We start from the raw sequence: 19,062 nt of genomic DNA, 5'->3' as shown, positions 1-19,062 counted from the left end.
GTCAGGCGGGCGTCACGCCGGGTCGTCCTGGCGCACGGCCTGGACGTCGATCGCGACCTTGAGCGTCGTCCCGAAGATGGCAACGCCGACGCCCACCGCCCGGTTCCAGCTCAGCCGGAAGTCGTCGCGGTGCAGCTCGGTCGTCGCGCTGAAGGCCGCCCGCGTGCGCCCCTCGGCGTCCCGTCCGCTGCCCAGGTAGGTCAGCGCCAGCTCGACGGGCCGGGTCACGTCGAGCAGCGTCAGCCGGCCGGGGAGCACCCAGCCGGCCCCGTCGCGCCGGACCTCGTCGGCGACGAAGCGCACCCGCGGATGGTGCTCGACGTCCAGCAGGTCCGCCGAGCGCAGGTGCCCGTCGCGCTGCTCGTTGCCGGTGTCGATGGACGACGCGTCGATCTCGATCTCGACGCGGCTCGCCGCCGGGTCGCCCTCCGGCACGGTGACGACGCCCGCGAACCGCGTGAACCGGCCGTGCACGGAGGACAGGCCGAGGTGGTGGGCCGTGGCCAGGACCGCGGAGTGCGCCGGGTCGACGACCCACACGCCGGGCGGCGGGGTCTCCTGCCCGCCGGTGCGCTCCAGGGTGACGTCCCCGACGCGCCAGGTGCCGGCGGCGGGGACGACGACGCCCGTCGCGCGCGGTTCGTGCGCCGGCGCGGCGACGACGAGCGTCGCGGCCCCGGCCGGCACGTCGCCCAGCGCGAAGCGGCCGTCGCCGGCGGTCGTCGCGCGGGCGCGCTGGGTGCCGTCCGCGCCGAGCAGCGTCACCGAGGCGCCGGACACGGGCCACCCGTCGCGGCTGACCACGCGGCCCGCGCCGGCGACCGGCGGCACGACCGGCGGCACGACCGGCGGCGCGACCGGCGGCACGACCGGCGACGGGGCCGGGGCGGCCGTGCCCGCGCGGTGGCGGCCGCCGGCCGGCGGTGCCGCGGCGAGGGGGTCCTGGCTCACCGGCCCTCGCCGCCCACGGCCGCCTCGGGCCGCCCGGCGCCGTCGAGGTCCACCGGCACCGCGGGGGGCGGGGTGCCGAGCGCCAGCTGCACCGACGACGCGCTGTCGTCGGCGACGTGGACGGGCACCGCCACGGGCGCGTAGCCCGCACCGGTCAGCGTGTAGCCGCCGGGCGCGAGGTCGGCGAAGGCGTAGGCGCCGTCACCGGCCGTCACGGTGCTGCCGACGACCGTGCCGTGCGCATCCACCAGCGTGACGGTCGCGTCGCGCAGGGGGCGGCCGTCGGAGGCGGCGACGACGGTCCCCACGAGGCGGCCGCCGCCGGACAGCGTGAGGTCGACGGCCAGGGCCTCGGCCTCGCCGACCTCGACGGACCGGGCCAGGGGCCGGTGCGCGTCGCTCTGCGCGGTGAGCACGTAGGCGCCCGACATGAGCGTGCCGAAGCTGTAGCCGCCGTCGGCGTCGGTGCGGGCCGACCCGACGACCTCGCCCGTGACGTCGGTCAGGGTGACGAGGGCGCCGCTCACGCCGGCGAACCGGTCGCGGCCGCTCTCGGCGCTCGCCGGGTCGTCCTGCACGAGGACGCGGCCGGTGATGGCGGAGCGACCCGTGAGGGTGACGTCCCGCACGACCGCCGCGTCGTCGACGGCCACGAGGCTCGCGGCCGGCGTCAGGTGCGGGGCCGCGACGATGAGCAGGTACGTGCCGCCGGTCGGGACGGCCAGGGCGTAGTGGCCCCTCTCGTCGGACCGGGTGCGCGCCACCTGCCCGCCGGCCTGGTCGGCGAGGGTGACCACCGCGTCGACGAGCGGCAGCCCGCCGTGCCGGCGCACCGTCCCGGACACCGCCAGGGCGGCGGGCGCGTTTGCCGGCACCTGCACCTGCACCGGCACCTGCACCGGCACCTGCACCGGCACCTGGACCGGCACCTGGACTGGCACCTGGACCGGCACGGAGGTCGTCCCGACCGGCTCGACCTGCAGGCCGGGCCCGGGGGCGTCGACCGGCTCGTCGTCGGTGCGGTCGGCCACGGCGCTGCCCGACCACTGCTGGTCCCGCTGCGCCTCGGCCTGGTCCCGCTCGGCGGGGGAGGCGTCGGCGGCGGGCTCGTCGGCCACCGTCTCCACGCGGCCCGGATCGCTGTTCTGGCCGCGCAGCGCGATCTCCTTGAAGAAGAGCGTGACGACGAGGGCGACGAACGCGAAGGGCGCGGCGACGAGGAAGATGTCGGCGATCGAGGAGCCGTAGGCGGCCTGGAGGATGCCGCGCACGGGCTCGGGGATCTCGGCCAGGTTCGGCACGCCGCCGCTCGCGGCGCTGCCGAGCGCGGCGGGGTCGATGCCCGCCGTCGAGAGGCCCTCGGTGAGGTGCGACTCGACGCGGTGCCCCAGGACGGCGCCCAGCGCGGACACGCCGATCGCGCCGCCGAGGCTGCGGGCGAAGGCGACGAAGGAGCTCGCCGACCCGAGGTCCTGGGGGGCGATGACGTTCTGCACCGCGAGGATGAGGTTCTGCATCATGAGGCCGACGCCCACGCCCACGAGGAACATCCACGCGGCGACGACCCAGTACTCCGTGTCGTACGCGACGGTGCCCATGAGGCCCAGCCCCGCGGTGAGCAGCACGCCGCCGGAGACGACGAAGACCTTCCAGCGGCCGGTGCGCGTGATGATCTGGCCCGCGATCATCGAGGACAGGAACAGCCCGAGGATCATCGGCATGGTGAGCAGGCCGGACGCGGTCGGGGACTCGCCGCGGGCGAGCTGGAAGTACTGGCTGAGGAACACCGTCGCGCCGAACATGGCCACGCCGACGAAGACGCTGGCGAGGGCCGACAGGACGACGGTCGGGTTGCGGAAGAACCGCAGCGGGATGATCGGCTCCTTCGCGCGGCTCTCGACGAGGACCGTCAGCGCCAGCAGGACGACGCCGCCGCCGACCATCGCGGCGGTCTGCCACGAGGCCCAGTCGAACTGCTGCCCGGCCAGGGACACCCAGATGAGCAGGGAGGAGACGCCGGCCGCGAGCAGGGTGGCGCCGAGGTAGTCGATGCTCACGCCCTCGCGGCGCACGACCGGCAGGTGCAGCGTCCTCTGCAGGACGAGGATCGCTGCGACCGCGAACGGCACGCCGACGTAGAAGCACCAGTGCCAGGACAGGTGCTCGGTCAGCGCGCCGCCGATGAGCGGCCCGGACACCGTGGCCAGCGCGAAGGTCGCGCCGAGGTAGCCGGAGTACCGGCCGCGCTCGCGCGGGGAGATCATCGCGGCCATGGCGACCTGCGCCAGCGCCGTCAGGCCGCCGGCGCCGATGCCCTGCACCGCACGCATCGCGATGAGCGTGGACATGTTCTCGCTCAGCCCGGCCACCGCCGACGCGACGGTGAAGACGACCAGCGCGAGCTGGATGAGCAGCTTCTTGGAGAACAGGTCGGCGAGCTTGCCCCAGATGGGGGTCGACACGGTGGTCGCCAGCAGGGTCGCGGTGACGACCCACGTGTACCCGGCCTCGGACCCGTCCAGGTCGCTGACGATCGTCGGCAGGGCGTTGGAGACGACGGTCGAGGACAGGATCGCCACGAACATGCCGAGGAGGAGGCCCGAGAGCGCCTCCATGATCTGGCGGTGCGACATGGGCTCGTCGCCCGCGTGCCCCCGCGGGGGCGTGCGGTGGACGGCCTCGCGCCGGTGGGGCGCGACCGTGGTGCTGCTCATGCGGTCTCCTGCAGGTGGGGGGAGCGGGTGGTGCCGGCGGGGGGCGGGGGTGCGGCCGGGCAGGCCGCACGGGCCGGGGGCGGGGCCGCGTCGTCGGCCAGCCGGCCGAGGAGCGTGGTGAGGGTGGCGACGTCCGCGTCGTCCCAGCCGGCGAGGCGGCGGACGAGGTCGTCGACGAGGGAGCGGCGCACGCGGCGCAGCTCGTCGAGCCCGGCGGGCGTCACGGTCAGCTGCTGCGCCCGTCCGTCGAGCGGGTGCGGTGCGGCCTCGACGAGGTGGAGGTCGCGCAGGTGCGCGACCTTCCGGCTCACCGTCGACAGGTCGAGGTGGAGGTGGTCGGCCAGTTCGGACACCCGGGGGTGACCGAGCTGCAGCACCGCCGCCAGCACGGCCGTCCCAGGGACCTGGGGCGCGGCGGCCAGGGTGCGCCGCAGGCGCAGCACGTCGGGCATGACGTCGACGAGCGCGGCACAGGCCGAGGCAGTGGCCACTGGGCATCTCCGGAGGGCAGTCGTTGCAGAACGCAACAGTTGAGGACTGCTCCTAAGGTACGTCGCATGGTTGCACCATGCAACCGAAGGGAGCAGGGCTGCCGTCGGGTCGCCGTCGAGCTGCCGTCGAGGTCCGTCGTGCCGGTGGCGGAGGCGCCTACGCGGGCAGCACGGTCGTGCGCATGACCGTCTTGCTCTTGCCGATGTGCCGCTCGAGGACGAAGCCCGCCTCCTCGAACATGCTCCGCGTGACGTTGTGCAGGAACGAGGACGAGGTCCGCTTCCCGGGCACGAGCTCGTTCGGGAACGAGACGACCTCGCCACCGCCGGCCTGCGCGATGAGCGCCAGCGCGCCCCGCAGCGCCTCCAGCGCGACGCCGCGGCGGCGGTGGTCGCGGTCGACGAAGAAGCAGGTGATCCGCCACGGCGCCGGTCGCGTCTCGCCGGCGTCGTACTGCTTGCGGTGGTAGATCCCGGGCAGCTCGTCGGGGCTGCCGTACTGGCACCACGCGATCGCCGTCTCGCCGTCGAAGACCAGCGCGGCGTGGGCGACCCCCTCGTCGACGAGCCGGCGCTTGAAGGTGGCGCGGTCGTGGTCGTCCTTGCGCGTGGTCGGGGTGTCGCCGTGGAAGTAGCTGCAGTAGCAGCCGCCCCACACCCCGTTGTGCTTCTCCGCGAGCGCCAGCCAGGCGGGGAACGTCTCCGGCGTCAGCGGCTTGACGACGTGGTCGGCCATGAGGCGATCCTGGCCCCGGGTCGTCGGCGACGGAAGGTCCGGGGCGACGACGGCGGCAGGGCCGGCCGCTCAGGGCGTGGCCGGCTCCTCCGCGGCGGGCCTGCGGGCGCGGCTCGGCTGCACGCGGGGCGGCTCGCCCGGCATCTTGGGGTACTCCGGCGGGTACGGCAGGTCGCCGGCGCCGTCGTCGCGGGCCTGGCGGTCGGCCAGCTCGAGCAGGGAGTCGAGGCGGAAGCGGCCCGGCACCCCGGCGGCCAGCGGCGCGAACAGGTCGCCGACCTCGTCGAACCGCGCCGGCACGGTCGTGACGTCGAAGTCGTCGGGCGTCACGTCCGCGACCTCGTCCCAGCGCAGCGGCGTCGACACCGTCGCGCGGGGGTTGGCGCGGATGGAGTAGGCGGACGCGATGGTGCGGTCGCGCGCCATCTGGTTGTAGTCGACGAAGATGCGCTGCCCGCGCTCCTCCTTCCACCACTTCATCGTCACCGCGTCGGGCAGGCGGCGCTCCAGCTCGCGGCCGAGCGCGATCGTCGCCCGCCGCGCCTCGACGAAGGTCCACGCGGGCTCGATCGGCACGAAGACGTGCAGGCCCCGCCCGCCGGAGGTCTTGGGCCAGCCCTCGAGGCCGTGCTCGGCCAGCAGCTCGCGCAGGTGCGGGGCCACCCGTGCGGCGTCGGCGAAGTCCGTGCCGGGCTGCGGGTCGAGGTCGATGCGGAGCTGGTCGGGGCGGTCGACGTCGGCGCGCGTCACGGGCCACGGGTGGAAGGTGAGCGTGCCGAGGTTGGCGGCCCACGCCACGACGGCGAGCTCCGTGGGAGCGACCTCGTCGGCCGTGCGCCCGGACGGGAAGGTGATGTGCGCGGTCTCGACGTAGGGCGGCGCACCCTGCGGCAGCCGCTTCTGGTAGAACGCGTCGCCGCTGCTGTCGGAGCGCGTGCTGAGCCGGGCGCCCTCGAACACCCCCTTCGGCCAGCGCTCGAGCGTCGTCGGCCGCTCGACGAGGGCGCCGAGGACGCCGTCGCCGACCGCGACGAGGTACTGGACGACGTCGAGCTTCGTCAGGCCCCGCTGCGGGAAGACGACCCGTTCGGCGCTGGTGACGCGGACGGTCCGCCCGCGCACGTCGAGCTCCACGGCCGGTGCCTTCGTCGCCATGGGCGCCACCGTCCCACGACGGGGGCCGCCCGACCAGGGGTGGGGCCGGCGGCGCGTGCCCCGGGGGCAGGTCGGGGCGGGTCGGGGGACAGGTCCGGGGACAGGTCCGGGCGGAGCCGGGGTGAGGTCAGGGGCCCTCCCCATGTCGCCGGCGGGCCGGGCGCGGCACAGTGGGACGTGGTGCCGGCACGCGGCCGGGACCGGTGGTGGTGGCACGCGACGCGCGGGCCGCCACGGGAGGAGAGGCACGACATGGGATTCCAGGACCCGCTCGGACGGCAGGGGCTCATCCGGCCGTTCCGGGGACGGCTGCTCGCCGGGGTGTGCGCCGGGCTCGCGCTGCGGTTCGGGCTCAGCCCGGTCCTCATGCGGGTGATCTTCGTCGCCACGCTGTTCCTCATCCCCGGCAGCCAGATCCTCGTGTACCCGCTGCTGTGGGTGCTCATGCCCGCCGAGTCCGCGGTGTGGCGGCCCGCGCCGCGGCCCTACCGCCGCTGAGGGCACCGGTCGGGGACGCCCTGCCCGCCGGGCGCCCCGGCCGACCATCCGGCACCCTGTCGGTGTGGGAGACGTCAGGGACCTCCGGAGCGCCGCCAGCCTCCGCCGAGCGCGCGGGCCGGCCGCGGTCGACGCGGTGGTCCTGCCACCCGCGACGTCGACGCCCCGCCGTGCCCGCCACTGGGTGATGAACCGGGTGGCGGCCGTGGGCATCGGCGGCTGCACCAACCAGTACGCCGAGCTGCTCACCGGTGAGGTGGTGGCGAACGCCGTCGTGCACGGCCCGGCGACGGGCGAGGTGCGGATCGAGCTCAGCATGGACGCGGCTGTCGTGCGGGTCTCCGTCAGCGACGACGGCCACGGCCATCCCCGGCCCCGCCACCCGGAGCCGACCGCCCTGTCCGGGCGCGGCCTGGCGATCGTCGAGGCCCTGTCGAGCGCCTGGGGCACGCACACCTCGCCCACGGGTGGCACCACGGTGTGGTTCGAGCTCGAGGTCGACGCGGACTGAGGTCCGCGCACCCCGACGTCGTCAGGCGGTGCCCTCCAGGTCCGCCCACGCGGCGCGCAACCGGGACCGCGCGCGGCTGAGCGCGGCGTCGGCACCCCCCGTGGAGACGCCGAGGACCGCGCCGAGCGCGGCGCCCGTCAGGCCCTCCCAGGCGTGCAGCAGCAGCACCTCGCGGTCCCGCGGGGAGAGCCCGGACAGGGCGCGGCGGACGGCGTCGTCCTGCACGGCGCGCCACGCGGGGTCGTCGTCGTCGAGCCGCTCCGGGACGTCGGCCACGGGCAGCGGCACGACCTTGCGGCGGTGGTTGGCGAGCACGAAGCCCGCCGTCCGGTACAGCCACGGCAGCTCGGCACCCGCGGGCACGTCCGCGCGCCGGCGCCAGGCGACCGTCAGCACCTCGGCGGTGAGGTCCTCCGCGTCGCCGGCGCCGGCCCGGCGCACGAGGTAGCGGTGCACGTCGCGCAGGTGGGTGCGGACGAGGTCCTCGTACCAGGCGGCGTCGTGCTGCGGCGCCCGGTCGGGGGCGTCGGGCGCTGCGGGTGCGGGGCGGTCGTGTGCCACACCTGCACTGTGTCGCGACGCGGTCGTTCCTTGCAGGCGCCTGGCACGACGCGGTGCAGGTCGTGGCCGGACCGTGATGCGGCGGCGACCGGGGCCCGAGGACCGCTCCGCCGCCGAGCCCTGCAAGGGACGACCGCCGGCGGACACAGAGGGGGTGCAGCCGGCGACGACCGGGACGGATCGCAGGGACCCCGGCAGGGGAGCGGAGGCGGAACGTGGACAGGGACCGCGGGCACGACGAGGGGGCGCACGACGGGGGCCTGCACGACGGGGGCCTGCACGACGAGGGCCGGCACGACGAGGGCCTGCAGGACGAGGGTGCGCTGGACCGGCTGCGCGCCGGCGACCCGGCCCGCGGGGTGCCCGTGCCGGAGGCGCGGATCCGTGCGGACGTGAGCCGGCGCACGGGGGTGCCGCTGGCGGGTGCCGTCGGCGCCGAGCTGGAGGGGGACACCCTGGACGGTGCCGGCGACGGTGTCGTCGGTGGTGCCCGGGAGCCGGGGGCGCAGGTCGTGCCGCTGGCCCCGCGACGCCGTCGTCGCACCGCGTGGACCGCGGCGGCGGCCGTCGCGGGCGCCCTCGTCGTCGGGGGCGGCGGGTACGGCATCGGGGTCGCGGCGTCCGGCGGCGACGCGGAGGCGTCGACCGTGACGGCGCTGCCCGCGCTCTCGCTGTCCGGCGGGGCGGGCGGGGCGTCGGCCGCCGTCGGCACCCAGGCGGAGGCCGCCACGCCGCGCGTCGCGGGGGACACGGCCGCGGGCGCCTCGTCCATCGGCCTCTGGGGTGGCGGCCGGACCGTCTTCACCGGCACGGGGCTGGGCGACGAGCGGTCGTCGGCGCGGGCGTGGGCCCTCGACGCGTCCGCCGTGATCGACGCCGGGACGGCGCAGCGCGTCGCCGCCGCGCTCGGCGTGACGGGGGAGCCCGTCGCGCAGTGGGGATCGTGGGTCGTCGGCAGCACGGACGGCGGCGGCCCCTCGGTGATGCTGGGCACGGGCGGGCAGGTGTCGTACTGGACGCCGACGACCACGGTCTGCGAGCCGGTCGGCGCGGTGGTGGAGCCGCAGCCCGCGCCGCTCGACGACGCGGGATCGGGGGCGGGGTCGTCGGACGCGGGGTCGTCGGAGGCGGGGTCGTCCGGCGCGGTGGAGGGCCCGGCGGGCGGGGCCGGGGGCCCGGGCGCCTGCACGGTCCCGCCCACGCAGGACGCCGTGGACCGCCTCACGCAGGTCGCCCGCGACCTGGGGACGGACCTGTCGGGCTGGGCCGTCGGCACCACGAGCGACGGCGTCGGCGTGAGCGCGACGGCGTCGCGCGTCGTCGACGGGCGCGCCGCGGGTGACGCCTGGACGGCGTACGTCACCGCCGAGGGGCTGGTGTCGTTCTCCGCGAACCTCGCCTCGCTCGTCGACCTCGGCACCTACGACGTGGTCAGCGCGCAGGAGGCCGTCGACCGGCTCAACGACCCGCGCTTCGGCGCGAGCGGCGGGGTCGTCGCGCTCGCGGACGCGGCGGGGACCACAGGGGCCGAGCCCTTCCGTGCCGAGGGCGACGCCGCGACGAGCGACCTCGCCCTGCCGGCGCCGGACCCGGGCGCGACCCCGACGGCGGTCCCGGTCCCGACCGCAGGTGAGCCGCTGCCGTGGCCCGTCACGACGGTGACCCTCGTGTCCGCCGAGCTCACGGTGGCGACGGCGTGGACGCCGGACGGCTCGTCCCTGCTGGTGCCCACCTGGGCGTTGACGGCGGAGGACGGGACGGTGTGGACGGTGGTCGCGGTGGTCGACGAGGGCCTGGACCTCACGGCCCCCTGAGGCGGCAGGCCCGTCCGGGCGGACCGCTGCGCCGGTAGCCTGACGGTCCGACCCGACGCCGGCCCGGGCCCGCGACCTCGCGTCGCGGCCAGGCCGGCGCCACGCCCCCGGAGGACAGGACCGCATGGCGACGACGCCCGGCCGGCTGCTGCTGCTCGACACGGCCTCGCTGTACTTCCGCGCGTTCTACGGCGTGCCCGAGTCCGTCAAGGCGCCCGACGGGACGCCGGTCAACGCGGTGCGCGGGCTGCTCGACATCGTCGCGCGCCTCGTCCTCGACCGGCGGCCGGCCCGGCTCGTGGCCTGCTGGGACGACGACTGGCGGCCGGCCTTCCGGGTGGCGGCGATCCCGTCCTACAAGGCGCACCGGCTGGCGGCACCGGGGAGCGCGCCGGGCGGCGGCCCCGGCGGGGACGTGGAGGAGGTGCCGGCGGGCATCGTGCCGCAGGTGCCCGTCATCGCCGAGGTGCTCGAGGCGCTCGGCATCGCCCGGCTGGGGGCGCCGGGGTACGAGGCCGACGACGTCATCGGCACCCTCGTCGCCCGCGAGACCACCCGGTCGGCCGCCGCCCGCGGGCCCGTCGACGTCGTCACGGGCGACCGGGACCTGTTCCAGCTCGTCGACGACGCCGTCCCCGTCCGCGTGCTCTACACGCAGCGGGGCATCAAGGACCTCGAGGTCGTCGACGAGGAGCGGCTCGCCGAGCGGTACGCCGTCCGCCCCGGCTCGGCCTACGCCGACCTCGCCGTGCTGCGCGGGGACCCCAGCGACGGGCTGCCGGGCGTGCCCGGCATCGGTGAGAAGACGGCGGCGACGCTGGTCCGGCGCTACGGCGACCTCGCGGGCGTGCTGGCCGCGCGGGACCGCGCGGACCCGGGCCTCACGGCCACCCAGCGCCGGCGGCTGCTCGACGCGGCGGACTACCTCGCCGTCGCCCCGACCGTGGTGCGCGTCGCCGCCGACGCCCCCGTCGCCGCCGCGGACGACGCGCTGCCCTCCACGCCCGCGGACCCGGAGCGGCTCGTGGGGCTCGCGCAGCGCTGGGGCCTGACGTCCGCGGTCCGGCGGGTCGTCGACGCCCTCAGCGAGGTCGGCGCCGCGACGGCCGCGGGCCGCTGACGCCGCCGAGGACGAGGGCCGCGTCCGCGAGGTCGACCGCCCGCTCCGTGAGCCACCCGCTGCCCGGCTCCTGCCACCCGCGGCGCACCGTGCTCTCCAGGGCGACGACGAGCGTGCCCGCGGGATCGGTGAGCACGAGGGGACCCGGGACCGGCCCGTGCGGCTGCGGCACGAGCCGCCCGTGCCGCAGCGGCACACCGCCGCGCGCGACCAGCCGCAGCACGAGGTCGCCCAGGGCCGTGGTGAACGCCTCGACGAGGGGCTCGGGGTCCGCCGGCGGGCTCTGCGCGGACCAGGCGCGGCGGACGGCGTCGTAGAGCCGCCCGGCGGCCGCGGGGTCGTCGGCGCCGTCCGCGAGGTCTGCGACGACGGCGCGGTGGGCGACGAGGGCGCGCTCGTCGTCCCGGTCCAGCAGCGCCACGCGCTCGTCGGCGCCGATCCGCCGCACGTCCGGCACGGGCGGGGACGGACGACGGCGGGACGCGGGCATGGCCCCCTGTCGACCGGGACCCCGGGGTCGCTGAGCGCAGGGGCGCGGACGCACCCGGTCGGCGGCCCGCACCCCCGGCGGCTCCCTCCGCCGGGGACGACGAGGGCCGCCGGACGGGTGACGTCCGACGGCCCTCGCGTCGTGCTGGTGGTGCGGCCCTGCGGGTGGTGCGGGTCGGTCAGCCGCGCGAGGCGCCGGCCGCCGCGGGCCGTACGACGACCGTGACGGTGTCCGTCGTCGCGGCCAGGTCGGCCGTGCCGGCGTTGGCCACCTGCAGGACGTGCGTGCCCACGGGCAGGTCCGCCGGCAGGGTGACCGTCGCCGTGCCGCGGCGGCCGTCGACGGCCAGCGCGGTCGTGCCGAGCACCCCGTCCCCGAGCGAGACGGTGACGTCACCGGCCGGCGCGGCGTACCGGCCGACGAGGACCACCTTCACCTGGGGCGCGGTGCCCGTGGTGACCGTCCGGCGGACGGTGGACGCCGACAGCGTCGCCGGGGACTTCGCGAGCGTCAGCGACGCCGTCCCGCTCGAGGCCCCGAACGCCGCGGTGTCGGGCGCGAAGGACGCCGTGAGCGCGTGCTCGCCGGCCCCGAGGGTGACGGTCAGCTTCGCCACGCCGCCGCCGCCGACCTCGGCGGTGCCGAGCACGGCGGCCCCGTCGCTGAACGTGACGGTGCCCGTCGCGCCGCTGCCGGGCGACGTCTTCGCGACGAGCTGGACGTCCTGGCCGGCGTACTGCTTCGGCGAGGCGGTCAGCGTCGTCGTCGTGGCGGTGGCGGCCGGGGCCGTCAGGGACACGACCTGCGCCCGGGAGACCGGGTCGGCGTTCAGGTGCTGGAGCACCAGGAGGTCGGCGGAGGTGACGTCCGTGCGACGGTGCACCGGGAGCTCGGCGCCCTCGAAGCCCTGGCTGGCCAGGATCCCGGGGAGGCCGATGTTCGACTCGAACCACACCGGCGGGTCGTACGGGTCGACCGTGAAGGGCTCCGTGACGTCCTGCAGGCCCGTCGGCTCGTCGACGTCGTAGGTGTACGACTCCACGCGGACGGACGGGGTCTGGCCGGGCTCGATGCCGGCCGCCGCCAGGTTGATCGGCAGGACCAGCACGCTGTTGTCGAACTGGCCGCTCTCGACGTCACCCGGCAGCCCGTTGAGGAACTCGAGCCCGACGTTCTCGCCCGTGGCGAGGTCGTCGGTGGCGACCACGGTCACGTCCGTCTCGGTGAACTTCGTGACGTAGGTGACGAGGTCGTCCGTGCCGTCCTGGTCCACGTCGAGGTAGGCCTCGACGTCGCCCTGGTACAGGCCGATCGTCGACCACTCGCCGTCGACGGCCACGCCGATGCCGAGGTACGCGTCCTCGGGGTCGCCGCCGGCCGCCGCGACCGCGGGGGCGTCGGACGCCCACCCGACGTAGCGGATGTCCGCCGCCGCGCGCGTGCTCGGCGACTGCGCGTCGTCCGGGTCGTCCTCGAGCTTGGGGCTCGTCGCCCCGAGCACGAGCGGCGTGGTGAGGGAGAACCAGCCGCCGTCGGCGACGCCCCGGCCCGTCAGCGGCAGGGTGCCGACCGTGTCCGCGGCGTCCTCGATGACGACGTCGCCGGCGGTGAGGTCGGAGACGAGGCGCGGGGCGGCCTGGACCGGCACCCGCAGCTCGGTGTCGCCCGACGTGAGGACGAGGCGCCCGGAGACGGTGGAGACGAACTCGCGGGGCAGGCCCGCCTGCTCGACGGCCATCGTCGGGTCGATCTCGCGCTCCAGCGTGGCGGGGTCGGCGGTCATCGTGAGGGTCACGACGGCCGTGCCGCCCGCGGGCACCTCCACGCGCGACGGCGTGGCGGTGATGGTGGCTCCGCCGCTCGTCGTCGCGGAGCTGACGGAGGTCGTGTAGGTCACGGGCGTGCTGCCCGTGTTCTCGACCGTCACGGTCCGCTCGGCGGTCACCACGTCCGCGCCGACGTCGATGACGCCGAACGACACGGACGTGACGTCGCGCTGCGCCGCGTTGTACGCGAGCACCGGGTTCCGGACGGCGTCGAGGCCGTCGACGCGGCCGGAGCCGACGCGCTGCGGGCCGTAGACCTCGCCCTGCTGGTCGAGCTCCGTGTAGAGGTCGTGCGTCGCGGTGTTCACGATGGTCGCCTTGACCTGGTACGGCTGCCAGCCCGGGTGCGCCTGGCGGACGAGCGCGGCGATACCCGCCACGTGAGGGGACGCCATGGACGTGCCCGACTTGTTCGAGGCCGCCGTACCGGCGCCGGAGGCGGCGGACAGGATGCTCGAGCCCGGCGCGGCCACGTCCGGCTTCACGAAGCCGAGCGAGCCGTGCACGCCGCGGGAGGAGCCGGCGTTGAGCAGGTCGCCCTGGCCGATGTCGGCCTGCAGGCTCGCGTTCTGCTCCGGGCCGATGCGCACGACGAGCGTGCCGGCCTCGATCTCGGGCAGCAGCGCGTCGGTGACCGGCGCCGTCATCTGGAACATGGGGATGGCCGCGACGCCGGAGATGCCGGCGACGAACACCGGGACCTCGGTCGGGATGAGCACGCCGGCAGCACCGGCGGCTGCGGCGTTACCCGCGCGGGCGGCGGAGCCGCACTCGCGCGTGGCGTCGTCGTCGTCCCACCACTGGTAGACGATCGTGCCGGCGACGGCCTCCGCCTGCTCCGGCGTGTAGGGCTCGCAGCCGCTCACGTCGGCACCGAGGAACGACACGGGGGCCGTGACGTCCGCGCCGGTGTAGGCGATCGAGTTCTGCCCGGGGTGCTGCCCGACCAGGGACTCGTCCGACGCCTCGACGACGGTCATGGCGTCGAAGGTCTGCGGCGAGGCCACGGAGTTGGCCACGGCGATGCCGGCGGGCGCGTTGCCCGGCGTGCCCGCCGCGTCCTCGGTGTCGCCCGCGTTGCCGGCCGCGAAGACCGCGACGGTGCCGAGGTCCGTCAGGGTCTGGACGATCTCGTTCTCGACGTCGTCGAGGGGGCTGTAGTCCGAGCCGAGCGACAGGTTGATGACGTCGAGGCGGTCGTTGTAGTCGCCGTCGCCGTTCGGGTCCGCCGCCACGTCGTAGGCCAGCGCGGTGAGGTCGGTGGAGCCCCCCGTGTCGCCGAAGACCTTGATGGCGTAGATGCCGGCCTCGGGGGCCGTGCCCGGACCGACCCGCCAGTCCGCGACGGTCTCGGCGTCGAGGGTGCCGTAGTCGCCGTCGAACGTCGTGCCGTCGGGGAGGACCCCGTAGCCGGCGGCCGTGCCGGCCACGTGCGTGCCGTGACCGCTGCCGACCTCGGTGGGCGAGTCGATGGGGTTCTCGTCGGGGGCGGGGACGGGCTGGTAGGCGTCGCTCGTCGGGTCGGCGTTGTAGTCGTACCCGGCCAGGTCGACGCCGCCGAGGTACTTGGCGCCGTCGAACGTGCCCTCGGGGACCGGCCCGGTGCCGTCCTCGCCGTAGGCGGTGGCGTACGCCTCCTCCGTGCCGGGCCCGCCGAAGTCGGCGTGCGTGTAGTCCAGGCCCGTGTCGATGACGCCGATGGTGACGTCCTCGCCCGTCTGCCCGGTCTGCTGCCAGGCGGCCAGGGTGTCGGTGAACGACACCGCGTTGGAGTTCGCCAGGTGCTTCGTGGCCAGGCGCCGCACGGACACGACGTCCGGGCTGCCCGCCAGGGCGCGGAGCGCCGCCGCGTCGCCGGTGACGATGGAGCCCGCGACGAGGTTGGTCAGCGTCGCCACCCGGGTGGGCGCCGCGGTGGCGCTGCGGGCGGTGGCGGCGGCGCCCTCGGCCGGGACCACCGCGGCGGCGACCTGCTCGGTGCGGGCGGCGGCGGCGCGCACGTCGGCGGGCGTGCCGCCGGCCTCCGCGACGTCGACCCCGGACGGCTGGGCGTACTCGACGAGCGCCGTGACGGGCCCGGTGGCGCCGCGCAGGTCGGAGTCGAGCTTGGCGTCCGCCGGGAGGGCCGCGGCCAGGGCCTTGGCACGCTGGGCGGCGGCGACGAGTCCCGACGAGGGTCCGTCGGGAGGTGGGGCGGCGCCGGCGGCGCCCGAGGCGCCGAGCAGCGCCGTGGCGAGGGAGACGGACAGGGCGGTGACCGAGGCGATCACGGGGCGACGCGTCATGTGATGGGCATCCCTGCGGTTCAGGCGTGCGGGAGTGGGGGGTGGGTCGCGTGCACGTGCAGGTGGAGCGGGTGCTGCCGCACCGGTGACGCACGTCGGCGCCACAGGTGGTCGCACCGTACTGACCAGTCACCCGGTTCGTCACCCCTTCGGGCGAAACGGGGTGCACCGGGCGCGAGGGGTGCCCGGCCGCCGTGCCCCCGCACCCGCCGTGGGCGGGTGCGGGGGGCGGCCGCCGCTCCTAGCCTGACCGCGGCGCCGCACCGTGCGGCGTCGAGGAGGAGGAGCACCCGATGCCCACACGTACCGCTCGCACGGCCTGGAACGGCACCCTGCAGGAGGGCGGCGGTCAGGTCGAGCTGTCGAGCTCGAAGGTCGGCACCTACGACGTCTCGTTCCCGAAGCGCGCGGCCGACGAGGCCGGCGGCACCACCAGCCCCGAGGAGCTCATCGCGGCCGCGCACTCCTCGTGCTACGCCATGCAGCTCTCCGCGCTCATCGCCGAGGCCGGCGGCACGCCCGTCGCGCTCGAGGTCACGGCCGAGGTCGAGCTGGGCCCGGACCCCGCCGGCGGCTTCCGCATCCCGTCGATCGTCCTCACGGTGAAGGGCGAGGTGGAGGGGCTCGACGAGGCCGGGTTCCAGCAGGCAGCGGACGCGGCGAAGGCCACCTGCCCCGTGAGCAAGGCGCTGACCGGCACGGAGATCACGCTGCACGCCTCGCTCGAGTCCTGACAGGGGGTGACGGGCGCCGGCCGGCGTCCCGTCGCCGGGCGTCCTCGCCCGGCGCCCTGTGGCCCGGCGTCCGCCGCCCGCCTGTGGCCGGGGGGCGGACGCCGGGGACCCGTGTCGGTGCCGGGTGCGAGACTGCCGCCCGTGACGTCCAGCACGACGACCCGACCCCCCGGCCCGGCCGCCGGCGGGGACGACAGGACCGCGGACCTCGCACGGGCGGACCTCGTGCGCCGGCTGCGTGCCGCGGTCCGCGGGTCGGTGGACGACTCCTCCCGCCGCCGTGCGGAGTACTCCACCGACGCGTCGAACTACCGCGTCGTCCCCCAGGTCGTCGTCGCCCCGCGGGACACGGACGACGTGCTCGCGGCGCTCGAGGTGGCGCGGTCCACCGGCACGCCGCTCACCGCGCGCGGCGGCGGCACGTCCGTGGCCGGCAACAGCGTCGGCACGGGCGTCGTCCTCGACCTGTCGGTGCACCTGGACCGCATCCTCGAGGTCGACCCGGAGGCGGCGACGGCGCGCGTGGAGCCGGGCGTCGTCATGTCGTCCCTGCAGGCCGCGGCGGCGCCGCACGGCCTGCGGTTCGGCCCGGATCCCTCGACCATGAACCGCGCGACCCTCGGCGGGATGATCGGCAACAACGCCTGCGGCCCGCACGCCGTGGCCTACGGCCGGACCGCGGACAACGTCCTCTCGCTCGACGTCGTCGACGGGACGGGCCGCCGGTTCGAGGCCGGTGCCGGCGCGGGCGCCCTCGACGCCGTGCCGGGGCTCGACGCCCTGGTCCGGGGCAACCTCGACCTGCTGCGCACGGAGCTCGGGCGGTTCGGGCGGCAGGTGTCGGGCTACTCCCTCGAGCACCTCCTGCCCGAGCGGGGGACGGACCTCGCGAAGGCGCTCGTCGGGACCGAGGGCACGTTGACCACCACGCTGGCGGCGACGGTCCGGCTCGTGCCGGTGGCCGCCGCGCCGGTCCTCGTCGTGCTGGGGTACCCCGACATGCCGAGCGCCGCGGACGCCGTCCCCGCCCTGCTGGCGCACGCGCCGCTGGCGGTGGAGGGGATGGACGCGCGCCTCGTCGACGTGGTGCGCCGCGTGAAGGGGGCGGCCGCCGTGCCGCCGCTGCCGCCCGGGGGCGGCTGGCTCATGGTCGAGGTGGGCGGCGCGTCCGTGGAGGAGGCGCTGGCCCGCGGCCGGGCGCTGGCCGCCGACGCGGGGACCTCGTCGGTCGGCGTCTTCCCGCCGGGACCGGAGGCGTCGGCGCTGTGGCGCATCCGTGCCGACGGCGCCGGGCTGGGGGGCCGGACGCCGTCGGGCGCGCAGGCGTGGCCCGGGTTCGAGGACTCGGCCGTCCCGCCGGAGCGACTCGGCGCCTACCTGCGCGAGCTCGAGGCGCTCATGGCCGCGCACGGCGTGGACGGGCTCGCGTACGGCCACTTCGGCGACGGCTGCGTCCACCTGCGCATCGACCTGCCGATGGAGCGCTCCGGGGACCCGCTGCGGGCGTTCATGACGGATGCGGCGCATCTCGTCGCCGCCCACGGCGGTTCCCTGTCGGGCGAGCACGGCGACGGGCGCGCGCGCTCGGAGCTGCTGCCCGTCATGTACTCCGAGCGCGCGGTGGCGCTGTTCGGCGCCGTGAAGGACCTGTTCGACCCGCGGGACCTGCTCAACCCCGGTGTCCTCGTGCGGCCGCGGCCGCTCGACGCGGACCTGCGACGGCCCGCCGCGCGCCCGCTGCCGATGGCGTCGGGCTTCGCCTTCCCGCACGACGGCGGCGACCTCACGACGGCCGTGCACCGGTGCGTCGGGGTGGGCAAGTGCCGGGCCGACACCTCCGCGTCCGGCGGGTTCATGTGCCCGTCCTACCTGGCGACGAAGGACGAGAAGGACGTCACCCGGGGCCGGGCCCGCGTCCTGCAGGAGATGGCCAACGGCACCCTCGTCTCCCGCGGCTGGTCCTCGCCGGAGGTGCACGAGTCGCTCGACCTGTGCCTGAGCTGCAAGGCCTGCTCCTCGGACTGCCCGGCGGGCGTCGACATGGCGCAGTACAAGTCCGAGGTGCTGCACCGCACGTACCGGGGGCGGCTGCGGCCGGTCGACCACTACGCGCTGGGCTGGCTCCCGCGCTGGGCGCGGCTCGTCACGGGCGTGCCCGGGCTGGCCCGCGTCGCCAACGCCGTGCTCGGCGTGCGACCGGTGGCGAGGGCGGTGCTGCGCGCCGGGGGGATGGACCCGCGCCGGCAGATGGTCCGCTTCGCGCCCCGGCCGTTCCGGCGTGCCGTGCGGTCGGGCGCGGTGGACGTCCGTCGTGCCGCGGCGCCGCCGCCGGCGGACGCCGGTGACGGCGGCAGCCGTCCGCCGGTCGTGCTGTGGACGGACTCCTTCTCCGACGCGCTCGCGCCGGAGGTGGCGCACGCCGCCGTGGCGGTGCTGCGGGACGCGGGCTACCAGGTGCTCGTCCCGGAGCACGACGCGTGCTGCGGCCTGACGTGGATCAGCACCGGCCAGCTCGACGGCGCCAAGCGGCAGCTCCGGCACCTCCTGGAGGTGCTCGGGCCGTTCGCGGTGAACGGCATCCCGATCGTCGGGCTCGAGCCCTCGTGCACCGCGGTCCTGCGCTCCGACCTGCGGGACCTGCTGCCCGACGACCCCCGGGCCGTCGCCGTCGCACGCGCGACCCACACCCTGGCGGAGCTGCTGACCGCGCCGGCGCCCGTCGGGCCGGGCGACCGGTGGTCGGTGCCGGACCTGTCGGACGTGACGGCGGTCGTCCAGCCGCACTGCCACCACCACTCGGTCATGACGTGGACGGCCGACCGGTCGCTGCTCACGGCGGCGGGCGCGCGGATCGACGTCATGGCCGGGTGCTGCGGGCTCGCCGGGAACTTCGGCATGCAGCGCGGCCACTACGAGGTGTCCGTCGCGGTCGGCGAGCACATGCTGCTGCCGGCGCTGCGCGACCGGGCGCCGGGAGACCTGTACCTGGCCGACGGCTTCTCCTGCCGCACGCAGGGCGAGCAGCTCGCGGGGGCCCAGGGCCTGCACCTCGCGCAGCTCCTCGCGGCGCGGCTGACCGCCTCGACGACCGGCGCTACCACCGACGCACCGGCCGGCGCATCGACCCACGCACCGACCCCGGGCGCCGCGGCGCCCACCCTCTGAGAGGCTGGTGG

At 76.5% G+C, this 19,062-nt stretch carries 14 protein-coding genes; 6 read left to right on the top strand and 8 right to left on the bottom strand.

Annotated elements, in window-relative coordinates:
* Positions 1–12 precede the first annotated feature (12 nt).
* The 5 genes from BM048_RS04720 to ligD all read right to left on the bottom strand — a co-directional run bounded on the left by BM048_RS04720 (position 13) and on the right by ligD (position 6,047).
* Positions 13–951, bottom strand: coding sequence for a YceI family protein (locus tag BM048_RS04720; protein ID WP_203708685.1), 939 nt, complete (start codon positions 949–951; stop codon positions 13–15).
* Complete coding sequence (locus BM048_RS04715; RefSeq protein WP_175499275.1) at positions 948–3,665, bottom strand: MFS transporter; 2,718 nt, start codon at positions 3,663–3,665, stop codon at positions 948–950. Before BM048_RS04715 ends, BM048_RS04720 begins: the two co-directional genes overlap by 4 nt.
* The gene (locus BM048_RS04710) at positions 3,662–4,156 is read right to left on the bottom strand and encodes a MarR family winged helix-turn-helix transcriptional regulator (protein WP_090031107.1); all 495 of its coding nucleotides are present in this window, start codon (positions 4,154–4,156) and stop codon (positions 3,662–3,664) included. The genes BM048_RS04715 and BM048_RS04710 overlap by 4 nt, the downstream gene beginning before the upstream one ends.
* Before the next feature lie 157 nt (positions 4,157–4,313).
* Positions 4,314–4,892, bottom strand: a complete 579-nt coding sequence (locus BM048_RS04705) for a GNAT family N-acetyltransferase (protein ID WP_090031106.1) — start codon at positions 4,890–4,892, stop codon at positions 4,314–4,316.
* A 69-nt stretch (positions 4,893–4,961) separates the two neighbouring features.
* Positions 4,962–6,047, bottom strand: coding sequence for a non-homologous end-joining DNA ligase (gene ligD, locus BM048_RS04700; protein WP_090031105.1), 1,086 nt, complete (start codon positions 6,045–6,047; stop codon positions 4,962–4,964).
* Between the two features lie 252 nt (positions 6,048–6,299).
* Here ligD and BM048_RS04695 point away from each other — a divergent pair, with 252 nt between their 5' ends.
* Positions 6,300–6,545 (top strand): PspC domain-containing protein, encoded by a 246-nt coding sequence (locus BM048_RS04695; protein ID WP_090031104.1) that lies wholly within the window; start codon positions 6,300–6,302, stop codon positions 6,543–6,545.
* Positions 6,546–6,609: 64 nt separating this feature from the next.
* Entirely contained in the window at positions 6,610–7,056 is a 447-nt protein-coding gene (locus BM048_RS04690) for an ATP-binding protein (RefSeq protein WP_239078606.1), read from the top strand.
* A gap of 21 nt (positions 7,057–7,077) precedes the next feature.
* Here the strand turns inward: BM048_RS04690 and BM048_RS04685 are convergent, their stop codons facing one another.
* Positions 7,078–7,617 carry an RNA polymerase sigma factor gene (locus tag BM048_RS04685; protein ID WP_090031103.1) on the bottom strand — a complete coding sequence of 180 codons (540 nt, stop codon included), beginning with the start codon at positions 7,615–7,617 and terminating at the stop codon, positions 7,078–7,080.
* Positions 7,618–7,832: 215 nt separating this feature from the next.
* On the opposite strand from BM048_RS04685, the gene BM048_RS04680 reads away from it, so the two are divergent.
* Complete coding sequence (locus BM048_RS04680) at positions 7,833–9,431, top strand: hypothetical protein (RefSeq protein ID WP_090031102.1); 1,599 nt, start codon at positions 7,833–7,835, stop codon at positions 9,429–9,431.
* 124 nt (positions 9,432–9,555) lie between these two features.
* Positions 9,556–10,551 carry a 5'-3' exonuclease gene (locus tag BM048_RS04675; protein ID WP_090031101.1) on the top strand — a complete coding sequence of 332 codons (996 nt, stop codon included), beginning with the start codon at positions 9,556–9,558 and terminating at the stop codon, positions 10,549–10,551.
* On the opposite strand, the gene BM048_RS04670 is transcribed toward BM048_RS04675, so the two are convergent.
* Together BM048_RS04670 and BM048_RS04665 are read right to left on the bottom strand one after the other, a co-directional pair.
* Positions 10,514–11,041, bottom strand: coding sequence for a hypothetical protein (locus BM048_RS04670; protein WP_139224296.1), 528 nt, complete (start codon positions 11,039–11,041; stop codon positions 10,514–10,516). The genes BM048_RS04675 and BM048_RS04670 overlap by 38 nt on opposite strands.
* Before the next feature lie 178 nt (positions 11,042–11,219).
* Positions 11,220–15,152, bottom strand: coding sequence for a S8 family serine peptidase (locus BM048_RS04665; RefSeq protein WP_090031099.1), 3,933 nt, complete (start codon positions 15,150–15,152; stop codon positions 11,220–11,222).
* Positions 15,153–15,445: 293 nt separating this feature from the next.
* Here BM048_RS04665 and BM048_RS04660 point away from each other — a divergent pair, with 293 nt between their 5' ends.
* On the top strand, positions 15,446–15,886 hold the full coding sequence (locus tag BM048_RS04660; protein WP_090031098.1) for an OsmC family peroxiredoxin: 441 nt from the start codon (positions 15,446–15,448) through the stop codon (positions 15,884–15,886).
* A 225-nt stretch (positions 15,887–16,111) separates the two neighbouring features.
* Positions 16,112–19,051, top strand: a complete 2,940-nt coding sequence (locus BM048_RS04655; protein WP_239078626.1) for an FAD-binding and (Fe-S)-binding domain-containing protein — start codon at positions 16,112–16,114, stop codon at positions 19,049–19,051.
* Positions 19,052–19,062 lie beyond the last annotated feature (11 nt).

The sequence above is a fragment of the Cellulomonas marina genome, assembly GCF_900111925.1.
GTDB lineage: Bacteria > Actinomycetota > Actinomycetes > Actinomycetales > Cellulomonadaceae > Cellulomonas > Cellulomonas marina.
Note: the sequence above shows the minus strand (reverse complement) of the source record. Positions and strands in the feature narration are given on the sequence as shown.

Coding starts and splice junctions, on each gene's coding strand:
- BM048_RS04715 (WP_175499275.1), bottom strand. CDS start 3,665: ATGAGCAGCACCACGGTCGCGCCCCACCGGCGCGAGGCCGTCCACCGC.
- BM048_RS04705 (WP_090031106.1), bottom strand. CDS start 4,892: ATGGCCGACCACGTCGTCAAGCCGCTGACGCCGGAGACGTTCCCCGCC.
- ligD (WP_090031105.1), bottom strand. CDS start 6,047: ATGGCGACGAAGGCACCGGCCGTGGAGCTCGACGTGCGCGGGCGGACC.
- BM048_RS04695 (WP_090031104.1), top strand. CDS start 6,300: ATGGGATTCCAGGACCCGCTCGGACGGCAGGGGCTCATCCGGCCGTTC.
- BM048_RS04675 (WP_090031101.1), top strand. CDS start 9,556: ATGGCGACGACGCCCGGCCGGCTGCTGCTGCTCGACACGGCCTCGCTG.
- BM048_RS04670 (WP_139224296.1), bottom strand. CDS start 11,041: ATGCCCGCGTCCCGCCGTCGTCCGTCCCCGCCCGTGCCGGACGTGCGG.
- BM048_RS04665 (WP_090031099.1), bottom strand. CDS start 15,152: ATGACGCGTCGCCCCGTGATCGCCTCGGTCACCGCCCTGTCCGTCTCC.
- BM048_RS04660 (WP_090031098.1), top strand. CDS start 15,446: ATGCCCACACGTACCGCTCGCACGGCCTGGAACGGCACCCTGCAGGAG.